19 protein-coding genes are annotated in these 17,115 nt (G+C 35.7%); 11 read left to right on the forward strand and 8 right to left on the reverse strand.

Annotated features, from left to right (window positions below):
* Positions 1-240 precede the first annotated feature (240 nt).
* Positions 241-1,866: an ABC-F family ATP-binding cassette domain-containing protein gene (locus JKP34_RS11555; protein WP_201921351.1), complete on the forward strand. Its 1,626-nt coding sequence runs from the start codon at positions 241-243 to the stop codon at positions 1,864-1,866.
* Positions 1,867-1,983: 117 nt separating this feature from the next.
* On the opposite strand, the gene JKP34_RS11560 is transcribed toward JKP34_RS11555, so the two are convergent.
* Positions 1,984-2,460, reverse strand: coding sequence for a hypothetical protein (locus JKP34_RS11560; RefSeq protein WP_236664971.1), 477 nt, complete (start codon positions 2,458-2,460; stop codon positions 1,984-1,986).
* A 215-nt stretch (positions 2,461-2,675) separates the two neighbouring features.
* Between JKP34_RS11560 and JKP34_RS11565 the strand changes: the two genes are divergently transcribed.
* The 9 genes from JKP34_RS11565 to JKP34_RS11605 all read left to right on the forward strand — a co-directional run bounded on the left by JKP34_RS11565 (position 2,676) and on the right by JKP34_RS11605 (position 9,089).
* A complete protein-coding gene (locus tag JKP34_RS11565; protein WP_201921358.1) occupies positions 2,676-3,485 on the forward strand; it encodes a CPBP family intramembrane glutamic endopeptidase in 810 nt (269 codons plus the stop codon).
* Between the two features lie 296 nt (positions 3,486-3,781).
* Positions 3,782-4,966 (forward strand): SIR2 family protein, encoded by a 1,185-nt coding sequence (locus tag JKP34_RS11570; protein WP_201921360.1) that lies wholly within the window; start codon positions 3,782-3,784, stop codon positions 4,964-4,966.
* Between the two features lie 319 nt (positions 4,967-5,285).
* The gene (locus tag JKP34_RS11575) at positions 5,286-5,831 is read left to right on the forward strand and encodes a TetR/AcrR family transcriptional regulator (RefSeq protein WP_236664972.1); all 546 of its coding nucleotides are present in this window, start codon (positions 5,286-5,288) and stop codon (positions 5,829-5,831) included.
* A gap of 42 nt (positions 5,832-5,873) precedes the next feature.
* The gene (locus JKP34_RS11580; protein WP_201921367.1) at positions 5,874-6,665 is read left to right on the forward strand and encodes an SDR family NAD(P)-dependent oxidoreductase; all 792 of its coding nucleotides are present in this window, start codon (positions 5,874-5,876) and stop codon (positions 6,663-6,665) included.
* A gap of 38 nt (positions 6,666-6,703) precedes the next feature.
* Positions 6,704-6,949, forward strand: a complete 246-nt coding sequence (locus JKP34_RS11585) for a hypothetical protein (protein WP_201921370.1) — start codon at positions 6,704-6,706, stop codon at positions 6,947-6,949.
* Between the two features lie 11 nt (positions 6,950-6,960).
* Complete coding sequence (locus JKP34_RS11590) at positions 6,961-7,581, forward strand: class I SAM-dependent methyltransferase (RefSeq protein ID WP_201921374.1); 621 nt, start codon at positions 6,961-6,963, stop codon at positions 7,579-7,581.
* 257 nt (positions 7,582-7,838) lie between these two features.
* The gene (locus tag JKP34_RS11595; RefSeq protein ID WP_201921377.1) at positions 7,839-8,198 is read left to right on the forward strand and encodes a VOC family protein; all 360 of its coding nucleotides are present in this window, start codon (positions 7,839-7,841) and stop codon (positions 8,196-8,198) included.
* Positions 8,195-8,650, forward strand: coding sequence for an EVE domain-containing protein (locus JKP34_RS11600; protein WP_201921380.1), 456 nt, complete (start codon positions 8,195-8,197; stop codon positions 8,648-8,650). The genes JKP34_RS11595 and JKP34_RS11600 overlap by 4 nt, the downstream gene beginning before the upstream one ends.
* Positions 8,628-9,089 (forward strand): MarR family winged helix-turn-helix transcriptional regulator, encoded by a 462-nt coding sequence (locus JKP34_RS11605; RefSeq protein WP_201921383.1) that lies wholly within the window; start codon positions 8,628-8,630, stop codon positions 9,087-9,089. The genes JKP34_RS11600 and JKP34_RS11605 overlap by 23 nt, the downstream gene beginning before the upstream one ends.
* Positions 9,090-9,225: 136 nt before the next feature.
* On the opposite strand, the gene JKP34_RS11610 is transcribed toward JKP34_RS11605, so the two are convergent.
* The 3 genes from JKP34_RS11610 to JKP34_RS11620 are packed head-to-tail and all read right to left on the reverse strand — an operon-like array spanning position 9,226 to position 11,431.
* The gene (locus tag JKP34_RS11610; RefSeq protein ID WP_201921386.1) at positions 9,226-9,696 is read right to left on the reverse strand and encodes a DUF2452 domain-containing protein; all 471 of its coding nucleotides are present in this window, start codon (positions 9,694-9,696) and stop codon (positions 9,226-9,228) included.
* Positions 9,689-9,889, reverse strand: coding sequence for a hypothetical protein (locus JKP34_RS11615; RefSeq protein WP_201921390.1), 201 nt, complete (start codon positions 9,887-9,889; stop codon positions 9,689-9,691). Before JKP34_RS11615 ends, JKP34_RS11610 begins: the two co-directional genes overlap by 8 nt.
* A gap of 45 nt (positions 9,890-9,934) precedes the next feature.
* Entirely contained in the window at positions 9,935-11,431 is a 1,497-nt protein-coding gene (locus tag JKP34_RS11620) for a M20/M25/M40 family metallo-hydrolase (protein ID WP_201921393.1), read from the reverse strand.
* Between the two features lie 136 nt (positions 11,432-11,567).
* Here JKP34_RS11620 and dinB point away from each other — a divergent pair, with 136 nt between their 5' ends.
* Positions 11,568-12,644 carry a DNA polymerase IV gene (dinB, locus tag JKP34_RS11625; protein ID WP_201921396.1) on the forward strand — a complete coding sequence of 359 codons (1,077 nt, stop codon included), beginning with the start codon at positions 11,568-11,570 and terminating at the stop codon, positions 12,642-12,644.
* Here the strand turns inward: dinB and JKP34_RS11630 are convergent.
* The 4 genes from JKP34_RS11630 to JKP34_RS11645 all read right to left on the reverse strand — a co-directional run bounded on the left by JKP34_RS11630 (position 12,641) and on the right by JKP34_RS11645 (position 17,115).
* The gene (locus tag JKP34_RS11630) at positions 12,641-13,636 is read right to left on the reverse strand and encodes an alpha/beta hydrolase (protein ID WP_201921400.1); all 996 of its coding nucleotides are present in this window, start codon (positions 13,634-13,636) and stop codon (positions 12,641-12,643) included. The two genes, dinB and JKP34_RS11630, sit on opposite strands and share 4 nt — an antisense overlap.
* Before the next feature lie 29 nt (positions 13,637-13,665).
* Positions 13,666-14,022, reverse strand: a complete 357-nt coding sequence (locus JKP34_RS11635) for a DoxX family protein (protein WP_201921403.1) — start codon at positions 14,020-14,022, stop codon at positions 13,666-13,668.
* Positions 14,023-14,059: 37 nt separating this feature from the next.
* Positions 14,060-14,509, reverse strand: a complete 450-nt coding sequence (locus JKP34_RS11640) for a MarR family winged helix-turn-helix transcriptional regulator (protein ID WP_201921406.1) — start codon at positions 14,507-14,509, stop codon at positions 14,060-14,062.
* A gap of 110 nt (positions 14,510-14,619) precedes the next feature.
* Positions 14,620-17,115, reverse strand: a complete 2,496-nt coding sequence (locus JKP34_RS11645; protein WP_201921409.1) for a PIG-L family deacetylase — start codon at positions 17,113-17,115, stop codon at positions 14,620-14,622.

Consider the following 17,115-nt stretch of genomic DNA (forward strand, 5'->3'; position numbering starts at 1 on the left):
ATTAACCAGCAAGTGCAATACGTAAACCTATAAAAAAGGATGTAGTTAACACTCACTTAAGGCCTAAGTTACATAATAATATTTGCTAGCCTATTGTTATTGCATGCTGCTATTATTAATCATTCTTTAATGTAATATGCTTAATCAAAACTTCTCCACTAAAATGAGCGCTCATAATTACAGATCAAGGTGTCATAGCAGTATAAATTTCCTTACCTTTGCGCTTTGAAATAAAGCATTATGATTACTACTAATAATTTAACCCTCCAGTTTGGCAAGAGAGTCCTTTTTGATGAAGTAAACATCAAGTTTACCCAAGGCAACTGCTATGGCGTAATTGGTGCCAATGGAGCAGGGAAATCCACCTTTCTTAAAATTTTGTCTGGCGATGTGAATCCTACCAAAGGAAGTGTTGCGTTGGATTCAGGCAAGCGAATGGCTGTTTTGAAACAGAACCACAATGAGTTCAATGAACATTCTGTTTTAAATACAGTGATGATGGGCCATACCAAGTTATGGAACAACATCAAAGCCAAAGAGGAGCTTTACAGCAAACCGGATTTTTCTGAAGAAGATGGCAACAAGGTGGCCGAATTAGAAGAGCAATTTGCTGAAATGGATGGTTGGAATGCAGAAAGCGATGCTGCAGCCCTTTTGAGTGGCTTAGGCATTGAGGAAGAGCATCATTACAGCCTTATGAAGGATATCAGTGGTAATTATAAAGTACGTGTGCTTTTAGCGCAGGCATTATTTGGTAATCCTGATTTGCTTATCCTGGATGAGCCTACCAACGATTTGGATATCAATACCATTGCCTGGTTAGAAGATTTTCTTCTTGAGTTTAAGAACACAGTGATTGTTGTATCTCACGATAGACACTTTTTGGATACGGTATGTACGCATATTGTAGATATCGATTTCAGCCAGATCAATATGTTCTCTGGTAATTATAGCTTCTGGTATCAGTCTAGTCAGTTAGCTTTACAGCAACGTTCTTCAGCCAACAAGAAAGCAGAAGAGAAGAAGAAAGAATTGCAGGAGTTTATTGCTCGCTTCAGCGCTAATGCTTCAAAATCTAAGCAGGCAACCAGTAGAAGAAAGTTATTGGATAAGATCAACGTAGAAGATATTAAACCTTCTACCAGAAGGTATCCGGCCATTATTTTCAACCAGAATAGAGAAGCCGGTGACCAGATATTACAAATTGAGAAGTTAAACAAAGCGGTTGAAGGCAAAACGCTTATCAAGGATTTAGACTTATTTGTCAACAAAGGTGATAAAATAGCTGTGCTATCGAAAGATAGTTTATCAACTACTGCCCTATTTGAGCTACTCAATGGCAATATGCAGCCTGATTCAGGAAGTTTCAAATTTGGCCAGACCATTACCACTTCTTATTTACCCAACCATAATGATGAGTTTTTCCAAACTGATGATAATTTAATCGACTGGTTAAGGCAGTACTCAGAAGAGAAAGATGAAGTGTATATCCGTGGATTTTTGGGTAAGATGCTTTTCTCTGGTGAGGATACCTTTAAATCAGTAAATGTACTTTCCGGAGGTGAAAAAGTGAGATGTATGATTTCACGCATGATGCTTACCGGTGGTAACTTATTGATGTTAGATGAGCCAACCAACCATTTGGATTTGGAATCTATTCAGGCCTTTAACAATGGTTTGAAAGACTTCCCGGGTACTGTAATCTTCACTTCACATGACCACGAGTTTACTAATACCGTGGCTAACAGAATATTGGAACTGACGCCTAATGGCAATATTGATAGCTTGAAGACTTACGACCAATATATTGAAGATGATAATATTCAGGCACAACGTGCTGAGTTGTATGGCAAAGTAACAGCTTAACAAATGGTTAGTCGTTAGTCGGCATCTTTATCTATAGTCAAAAAGAAAGCCTGATTGCATACAATCAGGCTTTCTTTTTGTGGCAGACTTCACGAAGCTAGTTCGCAGTACGTTCATTCAGTTTTTACTGACGCTATTTGTTTGAATTTTAATCAAGGCTAGCATTAAAAAGACCAGAGAAGTAAATTCAAGTACAATTCGTCCCCAATGCCAATAATTCCAAACTATTAATTCCTTTTTTAGTGCCGCTTCTGTAAAATGAGCCTCATAAAACAATTCATTTGTTCCTTTGAAATAAACATAAAAACTCACTATAAAAAGAATCGCAAAAAAGGAGGAAACCAGTGCAAATTTCAAACCGCTTGAATTAATTCTTTTGCAATAAACAGCAACTGAAATAGGGATTAGTGCAGCAATAATGGTTAGTACAGTATAGAAACGGCCTATTACAGGACCGTGTTGAGCATAGTATGTATAAAAATCACTGGCTGATAAAGATTTCCAGTACGGAACAAGCAAAACGCCTTCTGTAATTTGGCTGCCGATAAAAATTGAGAAAACGACTACAGCGAGGTAAAGAACAAATTGTTTCATAAATAAATTTATTAAACAATTATTCAATTGACACAGCCTAAAAATACTCGATAAGGAAAAATATTGGTCTCAGGAATATTCTAGTCAAAAAAGGCCTGATTGCACGCAACCAGGCCTTTTTGTATTGAATTCTTACATAAATTAATTTTCACTAACTTCATAAAGAAGATTCAATCTTCTCAAGTAATTATATTAAATTATTATATAATAATACCGTGAATCCATTAAGAACCTATCCGAACCTAAGTCGATTACTTCTTTTTGTGGTTCTTACAGCTATTGCACTTATTCTGCCTGACTTTTTACCCTTACCTGAGAATACTGCAAAGGTCTTTCCTTTTGTAGGCTTAATATTGGTTGTTCTGGCTAATTGGGCTTTATATAAAACAGAAAATAAAAACTTAGACGATTTAGGCTTCAATTTTAAAATACAAAATCTCAAATATCTCCCTACTGGACTTATTTTGGGCATTTTGGCTGTGCTGGTAGGATACTACCTAAAATCTTTTTTAACGAATGATAAAATAATTGTTCAACAAGAAATTGATTTTGGAGATTTAGCTAAACAGCTTTATTGGATTCTTCCAACAGCTGCAGTCCAAGAATTTATTTGTAGAAGCTATGGCTATAAAAAGTTGATTTCAACCTATAATTTAAAAATAGCAAATCTTGTAGTGGTTATCATATTTATTTCCATGCATAATATCTTTAACATAGGGATATTTGGAGCCTTATTCTACTCAATTTCATTAATTATTGGGCACTGCGTTTTTGCTAATGCCCTTCTAAGATCTGGAACAATTTATTTTGCTATAGGCATACATTGGGGAAGTAATATGGCTAACAACCAGCTATTTACTGAAAACCAATTATCTACGTCTATTCTATTTTTAGAAAAAGCTGTTCAGGAAGAAGCAGCTGGCTTTAACCCATTAGGTATTTTACTTTACTTGATTACTTTAAACATAGGCTTTATATTATTGTGGCTCTTTATTAAGAAATGGAGGCAGAATGAGAAGGCTTAATTCCATTTGTTCTTAACCAAGTAAAAAAAGTCTGATTGTATGCAATCAGGCTTTCTATTTTTACATGATTCCTTTACCAATTAGTTGTTACTATAACCAACAACAAATACAATTCTATCTGTCATCTAATGTAAAGCCGTTAATAACGGAATAATCAGCTAAACATTTATTTATGGCTTTACAATGCTTTTAGTCATGTTTTACTAACTTGAGCAATAAATGATATAGTACGGATATAATAGCTTTAGTTATTATATTCGGATGTTGGGCGTAATTAGACAAAACCCTGAATTTGAATGAAAAAATTATTGATATTTCTTGGAGCTGGAGCTTCTATCGAATTTGGTATGCCAAGTGTAAGCGAAATTGATAAATTATTTGAAAGATGGGCAAGTGATAATTACAGTTTAAAAAACAAAGAAGAAAGTAAAAATTTATATACTTGGCTCAAAGAAAAAATACAAATACACAGAAAGGAAAATGCAAAAACTGGAATTAAGTATGAGTTGAATTTTGAAACTTTATTATTTACAATGCAAAACATTTCTTCTATTAGTAACGAAGAAAATATAGACTATAATAAAAGTTTAAAAGCATTTATAAGATTAAATGAATTTCCAGAGATCATTACTCGTTACAGAAAAGAAAAAAGAGCAGATGGAAATGATTTTAAGGATATGCAAGCATCCTTAACTGACCAATTGTTAATTTACATTAGAAGAAAATGTTTAACCCTAAATGATGATAAAAGAGAGGAGTTAAATAATGCAAAACAATTCTTTAATACTTTAAAAGAAGATTATGATTTAGGATTTATTAATCTAAATTATGATAATGTAATACTAAATGTTTTACCAGATTTATCTACGGGTTTTAATCTCGAAGATGGAAAATTTGATAAGACAGAGTTTTATAGTCGTAAATGGAATTTTTGCTATCATTTACACGGTTCAATTCACTTCAATATGACAAATGATGGACCTTTAACACATAACATAACTTGGGAAAAAGATTTAAATAAAAACTTTCAAACTAGGTCTACAAACAGAAATGTAAATTACACAAGCGAAGGTAATTACCATTTGAATTCAACAATCATCTCTGGACTAGATAAAGCGAACCAATTATTAAGAGCGCCTTTTAGACAATACTATATGAAAATTGATAGTCTTGTCAATGAATCAGATGCAATTTTATTTATTGGTTATGGGTTCAACGATATGCACCTTAATAAAATATTTCCCTCACATCGTTTTTCACCTAATAAAAAAAGAAATGCAGTTGTTATTGATTATGCAACAGAAGATACTAACTCAATACAAATGCATAACAATAGTGATTGGTCACATAGACTTTTCGAAACAATACCATATAACTTTTATGATTTCGGAATAAGTAAATACTTACCTATAGATGAAACTATTTTGTACTATAAAAAAATAGCACATTCGAGTCTTCAAGAAATGAAAAGTATCCATTAAGTGTTTGGTATAATGGTTTTTTAGAGGCTTGCCAAAATAGTGAAAAGTTTAAGAAAGAATTAAAATAACTACGCCCAACAATGGCTATAAGTAATTGCTTGTTCTCGCCTACCTCTGAAAATCCTCGCGGATTTCCAGTTTGGTGTGTGCTTGCAAAGTTAAGTGCTAACCCACGCAACTATTAATATCCCAACTGTTAGAGGTAACATGAGAAATAACAATCGAAATCATTGAATTCAGATTTATTTTTTTAATTTTGTATCAATCATTACAAAAAAGACAAATGAAAGGAAGACCAATCGTCTTTAAAAACGAGGAAATGGTACTCAAGGCCCAGGAACTTTTTTGGGAAAAAGGCTATACTGCCACATCCTTGTCTGAACTAAGTGCTGCAACAGGAGCAGGAGCAGGTAGCCTATACAACACTTTTAAAGGTGGAAAAAAAGAACTGTTCAAAAAATCTCTATATCAACGCAAAGAAGATTTAGAGGACTTCAAAACTGTACTAGAAAAAAGCGATAATCCTATTGAATTAATCAAAGCATTTTTCTTGAGTGTAGCAACTGAATCAAAAAAGTCTCACTTTAAAGGCTGTATTGTAGCAAATACAATTGTTGAAATGACTTTTATAAATGAAGAGCTAGGAAATGATGCGATAGACATTTTGAAAGAGACAGAAAAACTCTACACCAGAACTATTCTTTCAGAACAAAAAAGAGGCAATATCAAATCAAAAATACCAGCCCCTGTTTTAGCCAGGCACCTCATTACGCTTTGGTGCGGAATTAACACATTACGAAGAGTTTATCCAGACAAAGAAATTCTGAGACAACAAATTGAATTACAGCTACAGATTATCAAATAAAAAAAAATTAAGTATTTATTTAACAATCATTACAAAAAAGAAATGGATTTAAAATTAAAGGGAAAAAAAGCATTTATAAGTGGTTCAACGCAAGGCATTGGTTTTGCTATCGCACAGCAACTATTGCAAGAAGGAGCTTCTGTAACGATAAATGGCAGACAAAAGTCAAAAACAGAACAATCGAAACAACAATTACAAAAACAATTTCCTGATAGCCAGATTTCAGCAATCTCAGCAGATTTTTCAAAAAAAGAAGAAGTAGAAAGTCTACTTCAGTACCTAACTGACATAGATATTTTGGTAAACAATGTTGGGATTTTTGAAGTGGAAGAGTTTCAAAATGTAACTGATAAAGATTGGTACGACTACTTTGAGATAAATGTAATGAGTGGTGTTCGCTTATCTCGAAAGCTATTGCCTCAAATGCAAAATAAAAATTGGGGTCGAATTATTTTTATTAGCAGCGAATCAGGAGTGAATGTACCTGAAAATATGATTCACTATGGTATGTCCAAAGCAGCAATGTCAGCTGTTGCTAATGGACTTTCTAAATTGACAAAGGGTACCCAAGTTACAGTAAATACAGTTTTAGGTGGACCTACCTATTCCGATGGGGTTTCAAAGGTGGTTGAGCAAATTGCAGAAGCTCAAAATTTAGAGATTGAACAAATGAAAAATGCGATTATACAACAGTCTAATCCACACATTTTATTACAGCGATTTATTAACCCAAATGAAATTGCAAATTTAGTCACTTACCTGGCAAGTCCCCTTTCTATTGCTACAAATGGAGCAACTTTAAGAGCAGATTCGGGAGTACTAAAGACGATTTAAAAACGAAACAACTCAATGCAAAATATATTATTTAGATTATGATAGAGATATTTATTACTGATATTCAAAACGAAATTCAACTGAACAAAATCGTGAACTCAATCAAAACAGATAGTCCTGAACTAAAAGTTAGTTACGACCTGAACGAAACCGAAAAACAATATCCTTGCGGACATACGGTATTAAGGTTAGAGGGTAATAAAATTAATGCTGATAAAATTTTGATAGCAGTTAATAGTTATGACCATAATTGTGAAATTTTGGAAGACAAAATTTGCATATAATAAAAGTATCAATGACTGAATTTTGGGAGCAAGCATTCAAGGACAATCAAGAAATGTGGGGGGCAGAACCTGCCAAGTCAACCGTTATAACGAAAGACTTTTTTGCTAAACATAATATAAAAAATGTCCTCATTCCAGGGATTGGCTATGGTCGGAATGCCCAAATTTTCCGAAAAAATGGAATGTCTGTAACGGGAATTGAAATCTCACAAACCGCTATTGACATAGCACACGAACATTTTGGTAATGATTTATTAATCCACCACGGTTCAGTAACCGAAATGCCGTTTGATGATAAATTGTATGAAGGAATATTTTGTTACGGACTAATTTACTTGCTAAATATAGACGAAAGAAAAAAACTAATTCAAGACTGTTTTAATCAGTTGACCGAAACGGGATTTATGGTGTTTACGGCAATTACGAAAGACGCTCAAACTTATGGACAAGGAAAACTTGTAAGTCAGGATCGTTTTGAAATGTTTGGCGGTGTTAAAATTTTCTTCTACGATAAAGAATCTATAAAAGAAGAGTTTGGAGATTATGGTTTACTTGAAACTACAGAAGTAATTGAAAACTACCCATTTTATTTAGTAAAATGTAAAAAGCACTTAGCAATAGAGCAAAAATAACACTTCCGATAGCATTTTATAAAAGTAATATCGGTTCTAGTGGACACTCGAAAAGTTCTTATTTTTAATTAAGTATATTGCTATTTGAGAAGGAAAGTGTATATAATCCGCTACTGCTCTTATACAAACCGTTACAACTAATTCTAAATACAAATTTCAAACATTACTTATTACAATCAATAAAACATAAGCAGCATTACTATTTGAATTTTGTTGTCGTATATACTATATTTATGACTACATTAATTCAAGATAAAATGAGACAATTAACATTTGCATCACTACAAGTGAAAAATCTGGAAGCATCAAGAGACTTCTACACCAAAAAATTAGGCTTTGAAATAGATAACTCCAATCCACAAGCTTACATTTTCAAGTACAATCAAGGACAAGCAAGTTTTGCTATCCGAACACCTCTTGAACCAATTGAGGGCAAAGAATTGGGAGTGGGCGTGTCACTGTGGTTTGCTGTCACCGAAGATTTGGACCAACTGAATGACAAATACATTGCCAACGGCATATCTACGGTAGAACCGATTTTTGAAACGCCATTTGGTAGGGCATTCCACCTAAAGGACATTGACGGTTATAAACTTACTTTTTTAGCTCCGAAATGAACGAAAGAGGAATTAAATATTGGGTAATCACAGCTTCAAAAGATCATGTTAAAAATGGAGTTGTACAAGGCATTGCACAAGCTTGTCATGGAAAAGCCTCACCTTTAAAAAGAATGAAAAAGGGAGATTTTGTACTTTACTATTCAGCAAAGCAAACTTTGGGTAAGCCTGAAAAATGTCAGGAATTTACAGCATTGGGAAAAGTCGCTGATGATGAGGTATATCAACATCAAGTTTCGGAAGACTTTTGTCCTTCAAGACGTAACATTGAATTTATGCCATGTAAAGACACTTCTATTTTACCTTTAATCAACGATTTACATTTTATCCCAAACAAAAAGCGTTGGGGATATCCATTACGTTTTGGAATTCTTGAAATCAACAAACACGATTTTGATTTAATCTCATCACAAATGCTAGAACACTACCATGCCGAAGGAAATCGAATTTAAGTTTAAGAGCCCTAATGATAGTCCGGGTTATTTGCTTGGACAAGCAACTATGCTTTGGCAACGTAAACTAAAAAAGGTATTAGACCCTTTAAACCTGACACATACACAGTTTGTCTTGTTGGCTGCTTTAGGTTGGCTTTCAAAAAAGAACAATGCTGTAACACAAGTTGACATTGCCAACCAAAGTAATGCGGATAGAATGATGGTATCTAAGGTACTGAGAACTTTGAAAGAAAAGAAATTCATTAGTAGGCAAGAGCATCCCACTGATACAAGAGCCAAAGTGATTAAATTAACCAACGAAGGAGCGGAAGCGCTACAAAAAGCATTAACCGCTGTGGAAGATGCCGACATAGCATTCTTTTCTGCATTAGGAGATGATTTAACCTCATTTAATCAAAATATGGTGAAATTAACTGAACGAAATAAAGAGGAATAGAGCACACTGCATTAATATTGTGTATAAGCATTAGTAGATTAAGTGCTATTTTGAAATGTAAAGCTATAAATGAAAGGTGGATACAAACCACAAAATTTATTGCATTCCTAATAATCTTCTTAAGATAAAGTAAAAATCACTCCCCTTCCTCAGCCTCATCTAGCACCTCCCAGGTGTGGTCTGCCAAGAGTTTTACAGTGGCTAAATATTGCATAGAGCTGCTTCTGCCCCACTCTTGCGGTGCAATTAATGAAAGTACATCTTCATTTTTGCTGTTCTGGTATAAATAGTAGGTATGGTTAATTAATGGTTCGAAACTGATCTTAGCCAGGTAAATACGCTCAGAAATTTCTACCCTGTTTTGAATGGCTTTGGCTTGCTCGGCCAACAGCTGCATCTGCTCATAAATCTGGCCCATTTGGCTTTCTGTCTGCTGATGCATAGCCGCTACTGCCCTGCCCTTAATTTTACCTTTATCGGTAGGTTTTATGATGGCACTACCTGAATGATGCGGAAAAGAAATAGTGCCGGGCTTATCGGTTGTACCTTCCTTCATCTTCTCCAGATCAATTTTATTTACATCTATCTTTTTACCTTGCTCACTCATCTTGCTTATTCAACTTTTGCTTTTCAGACTTAACAGCAGCACTGTCTATAATCATCAAACTACTATCTTGTAAGGCACTTTTTGGCGGTTTCCCCTTGGGGAATTTAGTTCTGGTGGACATATCATATACCACATAAAACACGATGGCGATAAACACCAACCCAATAATCAGGAAAACCTTAGATTTCTTCATTTTTACTTATTGATAAGCTTAACAGCTAAAAAAGGATTTGGTTTCTTATTCTTTTTTGGAGTCCCAATTTAGGATATTTTTGAAAAATCCTTCTTCTTTCTCAACCAAAAGCGATTGCATAAAACCATAATAAACTTTGATGCCATTACCCAACACTTTGGTACTGATGCGTTCATTATCACTATGGATGGAGTTAATGTCCGATTCATCTACCACAGCAGGTATCAGCCCATATGCAGGAATATCATAAGAACGGAAAACACTATTATCGCTGGTGGCGGGAAATAAGAAAGGTATCGTTTCAGATTCTGGAAACTCCCTGCTGATAGATTCCTCAATAGCATCGTATATTTTATTGGTTTTTGAAGGCTTGGCTTCAGGGCTTTGTGAGATAACGGATATCTCAATATTATTATTATCAAGCTTACGTTCAATATAACGTAAAAAGCTTTTTACTGAAGTACCAGGCACTAATCTGCAATCAAGCGTTGCGGTAGCATAATTACTAATTTGATTGGGTGGCCCCGGAGGATTCTGAATATTGGTAACTGTAATGGTATTGGTTAATAAGGAAGAAAGAAAGGGTTCTCTTTCAATCTGCTTACGGACAAAGGGCGCTAATATTGACCAATTTATATTTCTTATGAAAAAGCCTCTGATGCCACCTTCGGCTTTACCAAGTTTCTTAAACATCTGGCGTGTGCTTCTATTAAAAAATAAGAGCACCTTTCTATTAGTTAAATTATTCAAGCTACTGATCAACTGAAGGTTAGCGTAATTTTTACCAGGCGCAGCACCATGACCAGCGTTATTATTCATCACCTTTAATTTCACCCACAGGCTTTGCTTTTCAGCCACTGAAACTCCAAAAATTACTTTGTCAGGATTACTCTTAAGCACATTTCTATAACCTGCTCCACCTTCTCCTAAAACGGCTACTGCGTTAAGTTCCTCTTTATGATTCTGCATCATATAATGCGCGCCTGTTTTACCACCCATTTCCTCACCTGATAGAAAGAGTACAGTTACATTAAAGGGGAATTCTTCATTAGGATATTGTTCCTTGAAAAGTTCTACAGCCTTTAATTGCATAATGCCTAATCCTTTGCAATCTAAAGCACCACGGCCATAAATATATTCACCATCGAAATAACCGCTGAAAGGTCCATACTTCCATGCCTCCAAAGCTTCGGCAGGCACTACATCGATGTGATTCTGTAAAATAATATTAGGTTTACCGGATGATAAAGGATATAAAGAAGCGGCCAGGTTATATCTATCTTCATCATCCGAAAATACTCTCAGATTAAGTGAGGTTGAATCCGTGATATAATTTGAAATAAAAAGTCCTGCTTCTTTTTCAGAGCCACTCACTGAACTTTTCTGAATATAATTGGAAAGCAAACTGACTGTTTCATCATAGCTGACTTCCTTGGGCCAGTTTTTTGTTGAATCACTTTCAACCGAACTGAAAGAAAGAAGCTCTATTGGCGCCAGCAAAACACCGATAATCACAAATAATGTTAAAAATCCTTTATACATATTTTTTTGACTGCTACCCTGTTGCACAACAACAAACAAAACTAAAAAGTTACTTAAACTTTTATAAGAATAAGGTGCCCTATTCGACCAAATGCGTAATAAAAATTATAAAATTGCAGGATAGTATATTTCTATAGTGACAAGAAAAATCATACATATTGATATGGATGCCTTTTACGCCTCCGTGGAGCAGCTTGACTTCCCTGAATTGAGAGGGAAACCCATTGCTGTTGGTGGCAATAAAGAAAGAGGTGTAGTTGCAGCAGCCAGCTATGAAGCGCGTAAATATGGCGTTCATTCAGCCATGCCTTCTAAAATAGCAGCCAGTAAATGCAAAGACCTCATCTTTGTAAAGGCACGGTTTGACAGGTATACCGAAATAAGCCGCAGCATTAGAGAAATATTCCTAAGCCATACCGATTTAGTAGAACCACTTTCTTTAGATGAAGCCTATCTTGATGTTACCCAAAACAAACAAGGCATTGAGACCGCTACTGACATCGCTATATCCATCAAAAAGCAGATCAAAGAAGAACTGGGATTAACGGCTTCAGCAGGTGTGTCTGTCAATAAGTTTCTAGCTAAAATAGCCTCTGACTATCGAAAACCAGATGGCTTATACATCATCAAACCCCATCAGGTAGAAAGATTTATTGAACAGTTACCAATCAAAAAATTCTTTGGGGTGGGCAAAGTTACTGCTGAGAAAATGCACAAAATGGGCATCTTCCATGGCAGAGATTTAAAAGAGAAATCATTGCAAACGCTCACCAACTATTTCGGTAAGGCTGGTAAATACTATTATGAAGTAAGTAGAGGAATTGACAACCGATCAGTTAATCCTAACAGAATCAGAAAGTCAATCGGAGCAGAAAACACATTTAGCGAAAGCCTCGCCACTCATGATGAATTAAAAGAGAAGATGTACCCTATCATCGAAAAAGTATGGGAGCGTTATCAAAAAGCAAAAGCCAAAGCGCATACACAAACCTTAAAGGTGAAATACGATGATTTTACCCAGATTACCAGAAGCAAAACTACCGATAACATCATCAAAGATAAAATAGCTTTTGAACAGGCTATCGATGCTTTAATCGACCAGGTTGAACTTGAGCAAAAAGTAAGATTGATTGGCTGCTCCTTATCTAACTTTGAACTGGAAGAGGAAACTGAAAAGACTAAACAAGAGCAGCAGCTTACATTGAGGTTTTAATATAAAGTTGCATTCAGAAATTCAAGTGTACTATCCTGAACGGCCCGCCAATCTTTAGATCTTAATTTGGAGGCTATTACATGATCACCCGCTTTAGGAAAAGCGATTGATTTTTTGTTGCTACTTGAAAGTTCTTCAAACATTTGTTTCATAGCGGCAACTGAAACTACATCATCCTGATGTTCTTCATCCTTATAATAATAGGCCATAAAAACAGGTTGTTTTATAAGCTTAAAGTTATCTGATATCATCGAGCTATGAATCATATTAAACAGTGCCTTATAAGCATTAACATGGTAATAACTTGACCAATAGGCCGCTACAGAATCAGGCCTTTCGGTATAGGAAATGTCGCTGCCTAGCATTGTTTCTGCTATCTTATCACTCCATGGGCCTTTGGAAAGCATATTCAAATTAGCATCTGCTAATTCAATAAATGGAGAATAAAGCACAAGGGCTTCAATTTGATCAGGAAATTGTGAAGCTATATATAGCGCTTGTGAAGCTCCCGTTGATGTACCCATCAAGATGATTTTGTCACCTAGTTTTCTTCCTAAAGAGAAAGCTTTCATAGCTGATTCCATGTAGTTCTCTGATGTTAAATCAACCAGTGCATCTTCCCTACTTAAACCATGTCCTTTTAGTCTCGCTAGATAAAGGTTTGCTTTTAATGAATCAGCAATATTGGTATGAACCGGCATACCTTCTCCCTGGCTGGCTCCAAATCCCGGAAGATACACGATAGCATATTCTGTTTTTTGACCAACGCTATCCGCCCAGATTATTCTTGCCTCATTATCGGTTTTTATTTCACCAATTTCTTGCTCAATTTTTGATACAACACTATCAAGCTGATCAATTGAAGCATCAATAGTTGGCAATTGGGCTGGGAAATTAGGTTTTTCGGCTCTTGGCCCCACCAGGTAGACAAGCGTAACTGTAACAATAAGTACTAAAATAAATATTAATACTCTTTTCAATAATGTAATCATGTAAAGTTGATGTTTAGCGCGTTAGTGCTTTAGTCTTTATAGGCCTGACCTAGCATAATAGCTCCGCCTGATAATGCCGCATCTTTCAATAATGAATTGATGGCTGTCATATCTCCATTAAGAGCCCCAGGCAAATGTACTAGAAAAACAAAAACCAAAAGCATTGCAGCCAAAAAATAACAGGTCATACGTATCTGTTTTTTTATGACAATGCTTATGCCGGCAGCAATTAAGGCTGCTCCGGTAAGGATAACCCAGAAAGTATCGCCAGGAATGATAGCAGGAACTATAGTGGAAAGAGAACGCATATTAACGAAATGGAATACACCAAATACAATCATGGGGATTCCATAAAGTAATCTGCCAAGTTCTTTGAGCTGGTTCATAATGGCTACTTAGGCTTAAATGAACCAATAAAATACGTTATCCTCTGATTTTATCCAAAACTTTATTGACAATTTCAGCCTCTGATTCATCAACACAAATTGTTTCATCATGAAACTGCTGAAGATCTGGAGCAATCTTGTCCAGAACGTTTAGACCGGAATTGGTAATGGTTACATCTACCTGTCTTCTGTCTTCCCCATTAATTGTTCTGGCCGCAAAACCCTTTTCAACCAATTTATCAACTAAACGACTAGCATTGGACATTTTGTCGAGCATTCTTTCCTGAATCGATGATACTGTAAGTGCTTTTGGTGAGTATCCTCTTAATATTCTGAGTACATTATACTGAGGAGCAGTAAGACCATTTTTCTTAAAAATTTTGTGCTGAACTGACGAAATCCAGTTAGCAGTATATATGATATTAATAAGTGCCTTTTGTTTCTCGCTTATAAATTTAGATTGTTTAATCTCTTCTTCAAGCTTCATCTCTTCTCTCTTTGTTTTTACATTAATCACCAATGTATCTAATTTTTAGTACACCGCGAACAACTAATCGATTAATGCCTTTGTTCACCAGATAAATGAGCTTATTATTTCTAATTACTGGAAACGAGGTTTGCGAATAACCTATAAGCACCAGGAACACCTGCAGGAAGCTCTCTGAAAAAACTTAAGCCTGTATAGACAAATCTTCCTTTACCATATTGCGCCACAAGCAAACTTCCCTCTTTAGAAGATTCTCCCTGATCATGCCCACTGAAAATCGGTTGATATTCTTTACTCCATGAATTAGGAAAGTATAGGCCTCGCTCCTGCACCCATCCGGCAAAGTCATCCTTGGTAATTTTATTCGGATAATTGAGCAGTTCACTTTCAGCATCAAGAAAAGTTAAAGCTGCCGTTTCATCCGTAATTCTATCCCTTGAAAGACTTAATTGGTAAGGAAAGAAATCTTTATCAGGCAAGGAATAGGTTGTGTTATACTGAACCACGTAGTTTCCGCCTGCGTTCATATAATCGAACAATTTATTGTAGTTATTCTGAAGTGCCTCATTGGTATTATAAGCCCTAATACCCGCTACAATAGCATCATATTTAGTAAGATCATTTATGGAAGCTGATGCAATATCAATTTCATTCACCTGGAAGCCCATTGCTTCTAATGCTTCAGGAATTACATCTCCTGCGCCAGGTATATAACCGATTTGATTACCATTGATTTTGACATCAGCAAAAACAAGTTGAGCCTTGGCATCAGAAATAATTACCTGATTAGGAATGTGGTCATAAGTGATTTCACTGACTTTATTAGATATCTTTTGTCCATCGGTAAGCAGTGCAGTAGCTCCGAGACTGAACTTTCCAAAATTACTGCCTGACATGATATCCAGACTGAAAGTAGTCTTTTCATTGGTGTTGAGATCTTCAAATGATAAACTACCTGAATTTTTTAGTTTCCAGCCAGCTGGTAGTTGTATCTGAAGTTCACCTGAAATATCATCCTTTAAAGCTTTTACTGAAACTTCTATAGTTCTTTGCTGATTCGGCTTTGTGAAGATTACTACTTCCTTCTCAAAATCTATAGAAACTGGAGGAGTTACATAAAATGGTTCAATTACCTCACCTTTAATACGGTCGTTTTCACGAAAAACCAATGGGCTCTGAACGTCAACCTCTGTTCCATTTACAGTAAGTGTAAAGTTGGCAAAGATAGCAGGCTCGTTTTCAGGCTTTCCTCTCTGAAGCTGTTCTGATACCTGGTACATTCCTACTGTGCCTTCATTCTCTAACCAGTACGGGGTTGAATAGCTGTGACCTTTATCAATCATAATAGCGCCCGTTTTACTTACTTTCTGATTATCAGTTAATTCATCATCAAAACTAATTGCTGACTGCGCTCCATTTACTGTGAAATTCTTCACTTGGACATCTAAGCCCGCTCGGTTTACAAATTCAACATAAACATTTAAGCTATCTCCAGGTGAGGCCATTCGCTTGTCCGTTGCTACTAAATGATAAAAGCCAAGACAGTCAATAATAAGCTGATCTACGAGTTGAATTTTATTGCTTTTAACAGCACTTTCAGGAAGTGTAGCCAATGCTTTTTTAACTGATATGAGTTGATCCACACTTTTAGCAGGATTCAATGCATCAAAAGAGGAAATTAATTTATCAACTTGTTCCTGAATTCCCTTGCCAGCTTTCACAGAAGACCAATCAGTTTTTATACCATCAAATAAACCATTATTACTCTTCTCTCCTTCCCATTGCTCGAATAATTCAATTTCTTCACCTCTTGTACCAGTTGAACCAAATGCCTGAGATTTATGATTACTTCTACTGCGGGCGGCAATTTCAGTATACGACTCCCCTAAGACTGCGTCATAACCGCCAACATCAACTTTTATGTATTTTGATTCATCAAAATCATCATTACCACGGAAAAACCATGAAGAGGTATTCCAATAGAGTTTTTTGGTTTGCCATGGCTTTACAAATTCAAGTTGTTCAGGAAATTGTGTTTTATCTGCGGCAGCTTTAAAAGCTTCATGCGCTAAAACAGCTGATGCGGTATGATGGCCATGGGTTATTCCCGGAGTTTCATTAAAACGGGTAACAATAATATCAGGCTGAAAATTTCTGATAACCCAAACGACATCAGCTAAAACTGCTTCTCTGTCCCAGATATTAAATGTCTCATTGGGTGTTTTGGAGTAACCAAAGTCATTTGCTCTACTGAAGAATTGTTCACCACCATCCGTTCTTCTGGCTGCTAGCAATTCTTGCGTGCGTATTAACCCGAGGGCTTCTCTTAATTCAGCACCAATTACATTTTGTCCTCCATCTCCTCTTGTTAAAGCTAGATAGGCGGCTTCAAATTTTCTTCCGTTTTCTATATAACTAATGAACCTGGTATTTTCATCATCAGGATGGGCGGCAACGTAAAGTACTCTACCTGTATGCTGCAACTTCTGCATATGATGTAATATGTCTGCAGCTGAGTGACTCTGGTTATACTGCGCTCGTGAAGTACTGATAAAGCTAATGAAAAGCACTAAAGGGAAAAGAATTCTTTTGATACTGAATTGCAT

This window comes from Marivirga atlantica, assembly GCF_016734805.1.
GTDB classification, from domain to species: Bacteria; Bacteroidota; Bacteroidia; order Cytophagales; family Cyclobacteriaceae; genus Marivirga; species Marivirga atlantica.

Bases quoted from the DNA above. Each gene is read 5' to 3' on its own strand.
- JKP34_RS11630 (WP_201921400.1), bottom strand. From the start codon at position 13,636: ATGATTACATTATTGAAAAGAGTATTAATATTTATTTTAGTACTTATT.
- JKP34_RS11555 (WP_201921351.1), top strand. From the start codon at position 241: ATGATTACTACTAATAATTTAACCCTCCAGTTTGGCAAGAGAGTCCTT.
- JKP34_RS11585 (WP_201921370.1), top strand. From the start codon at position 6,704: ATGATAGAGATATTTATTACTGATATTCAAAACGAAATTCAACTGAAC.
- JKP34_RS11600 (WP_201921380.1), top strand. From the start codon at position 8,195: ATGAACGAAAGAGGAATTAAATATTGGGTAATCACAGCTTCAAAAGAT.
- JKP34_RS11615 (WP_201921390.1), bottom strand. From the start codon at position 9,889: ATGAAGAAATCTAAGGTTTTCCTGATTATTGGGTTGGTGTTTATCGCC.
- JKP34_RS11610 (WP_201921386.1), bottom strand. From the start codon at position 9,696: ATGAGTGAGCAAGGTAAAAAGATAGATGTAAATAAAATTGATCTGGAG.
- JKP34_RS11620 (WP_201921393.1), bottom strand. From the start codon at position 11,431: ATGTATAAAGGATTTTTAACATTATTTGTGATTATCGGTGTTTTGCTG.
- JKP34_RS11605 (WP_201921383.1), top strand. From the start codon at position 8,628: ATGCCGAAGGAAATCGAATTTAAGTTTAAGAGCCCTAATGATAGTCCG.
- JKP34_RS11635 (WP_201921403.1), bottom strand. From the start codon at position 14,022: ATGAACCAGCTCAAAGAACTTGGCAGATTACTTTATGGAATCCCCATG.
- JKP34_RS11575 (WP_236664972.1), top strand. From the start codon at position 5,286: ATGGTACTCAAGGCCCAGGAACTTTTTTGGGAAAAAGGCTATACTGCC.
- JKP34_RS11580 (WP_201921367.1), top strand. From the start codon at position 5,874: ATGGATTTAAAATTAAAGGGAAAAAAAGCATTTATAAGTGGTTCAACG.
- JKP34_RS11640 (WP_201921406.1), bottom strand. From the start codon at position 14,509: ATGAAGCTTGAAGAAGAGATTAAACAATCTAAATTTATAAGCGAGAAA.
- JKP34_RS11560 (WP_236664971.1), bottom strand. From the start codon at position 2,460: ATGAAACAATTTGTTCTTTACCTCGCTGTAGTCGTTTTCTCAATTTTT.
- JKP34_RS11595 (WP_201921377.1), top strand. From the start codon at position 7,839: ATGAGACAATTAACATTTGCATCACTACAAGTGAAAAATCTGGAAGCA.
- JKP34_RS11590 (WP_201921374.1), top strand. From the start codon at position 6,961: ATGACTGAATTTTGGGAGCAAGCATTCAAGGACAATCAAGAAATGTGG.
- JKP34_RS11645 (WP_201921409.1), bottom strand. From the start codon at position 17,115: ATGCAATTCAGTATCAAAAGAATTCTTTTCCCTTTAGTGCTTTTCATT.
- JKP34_RS11570 (WP_201921360.1), top strand. From the start codon at position 3,782: ATGAAAAAATTATTGATATTTCTTGGAGCTGGAGCTTCTATCGAATTT.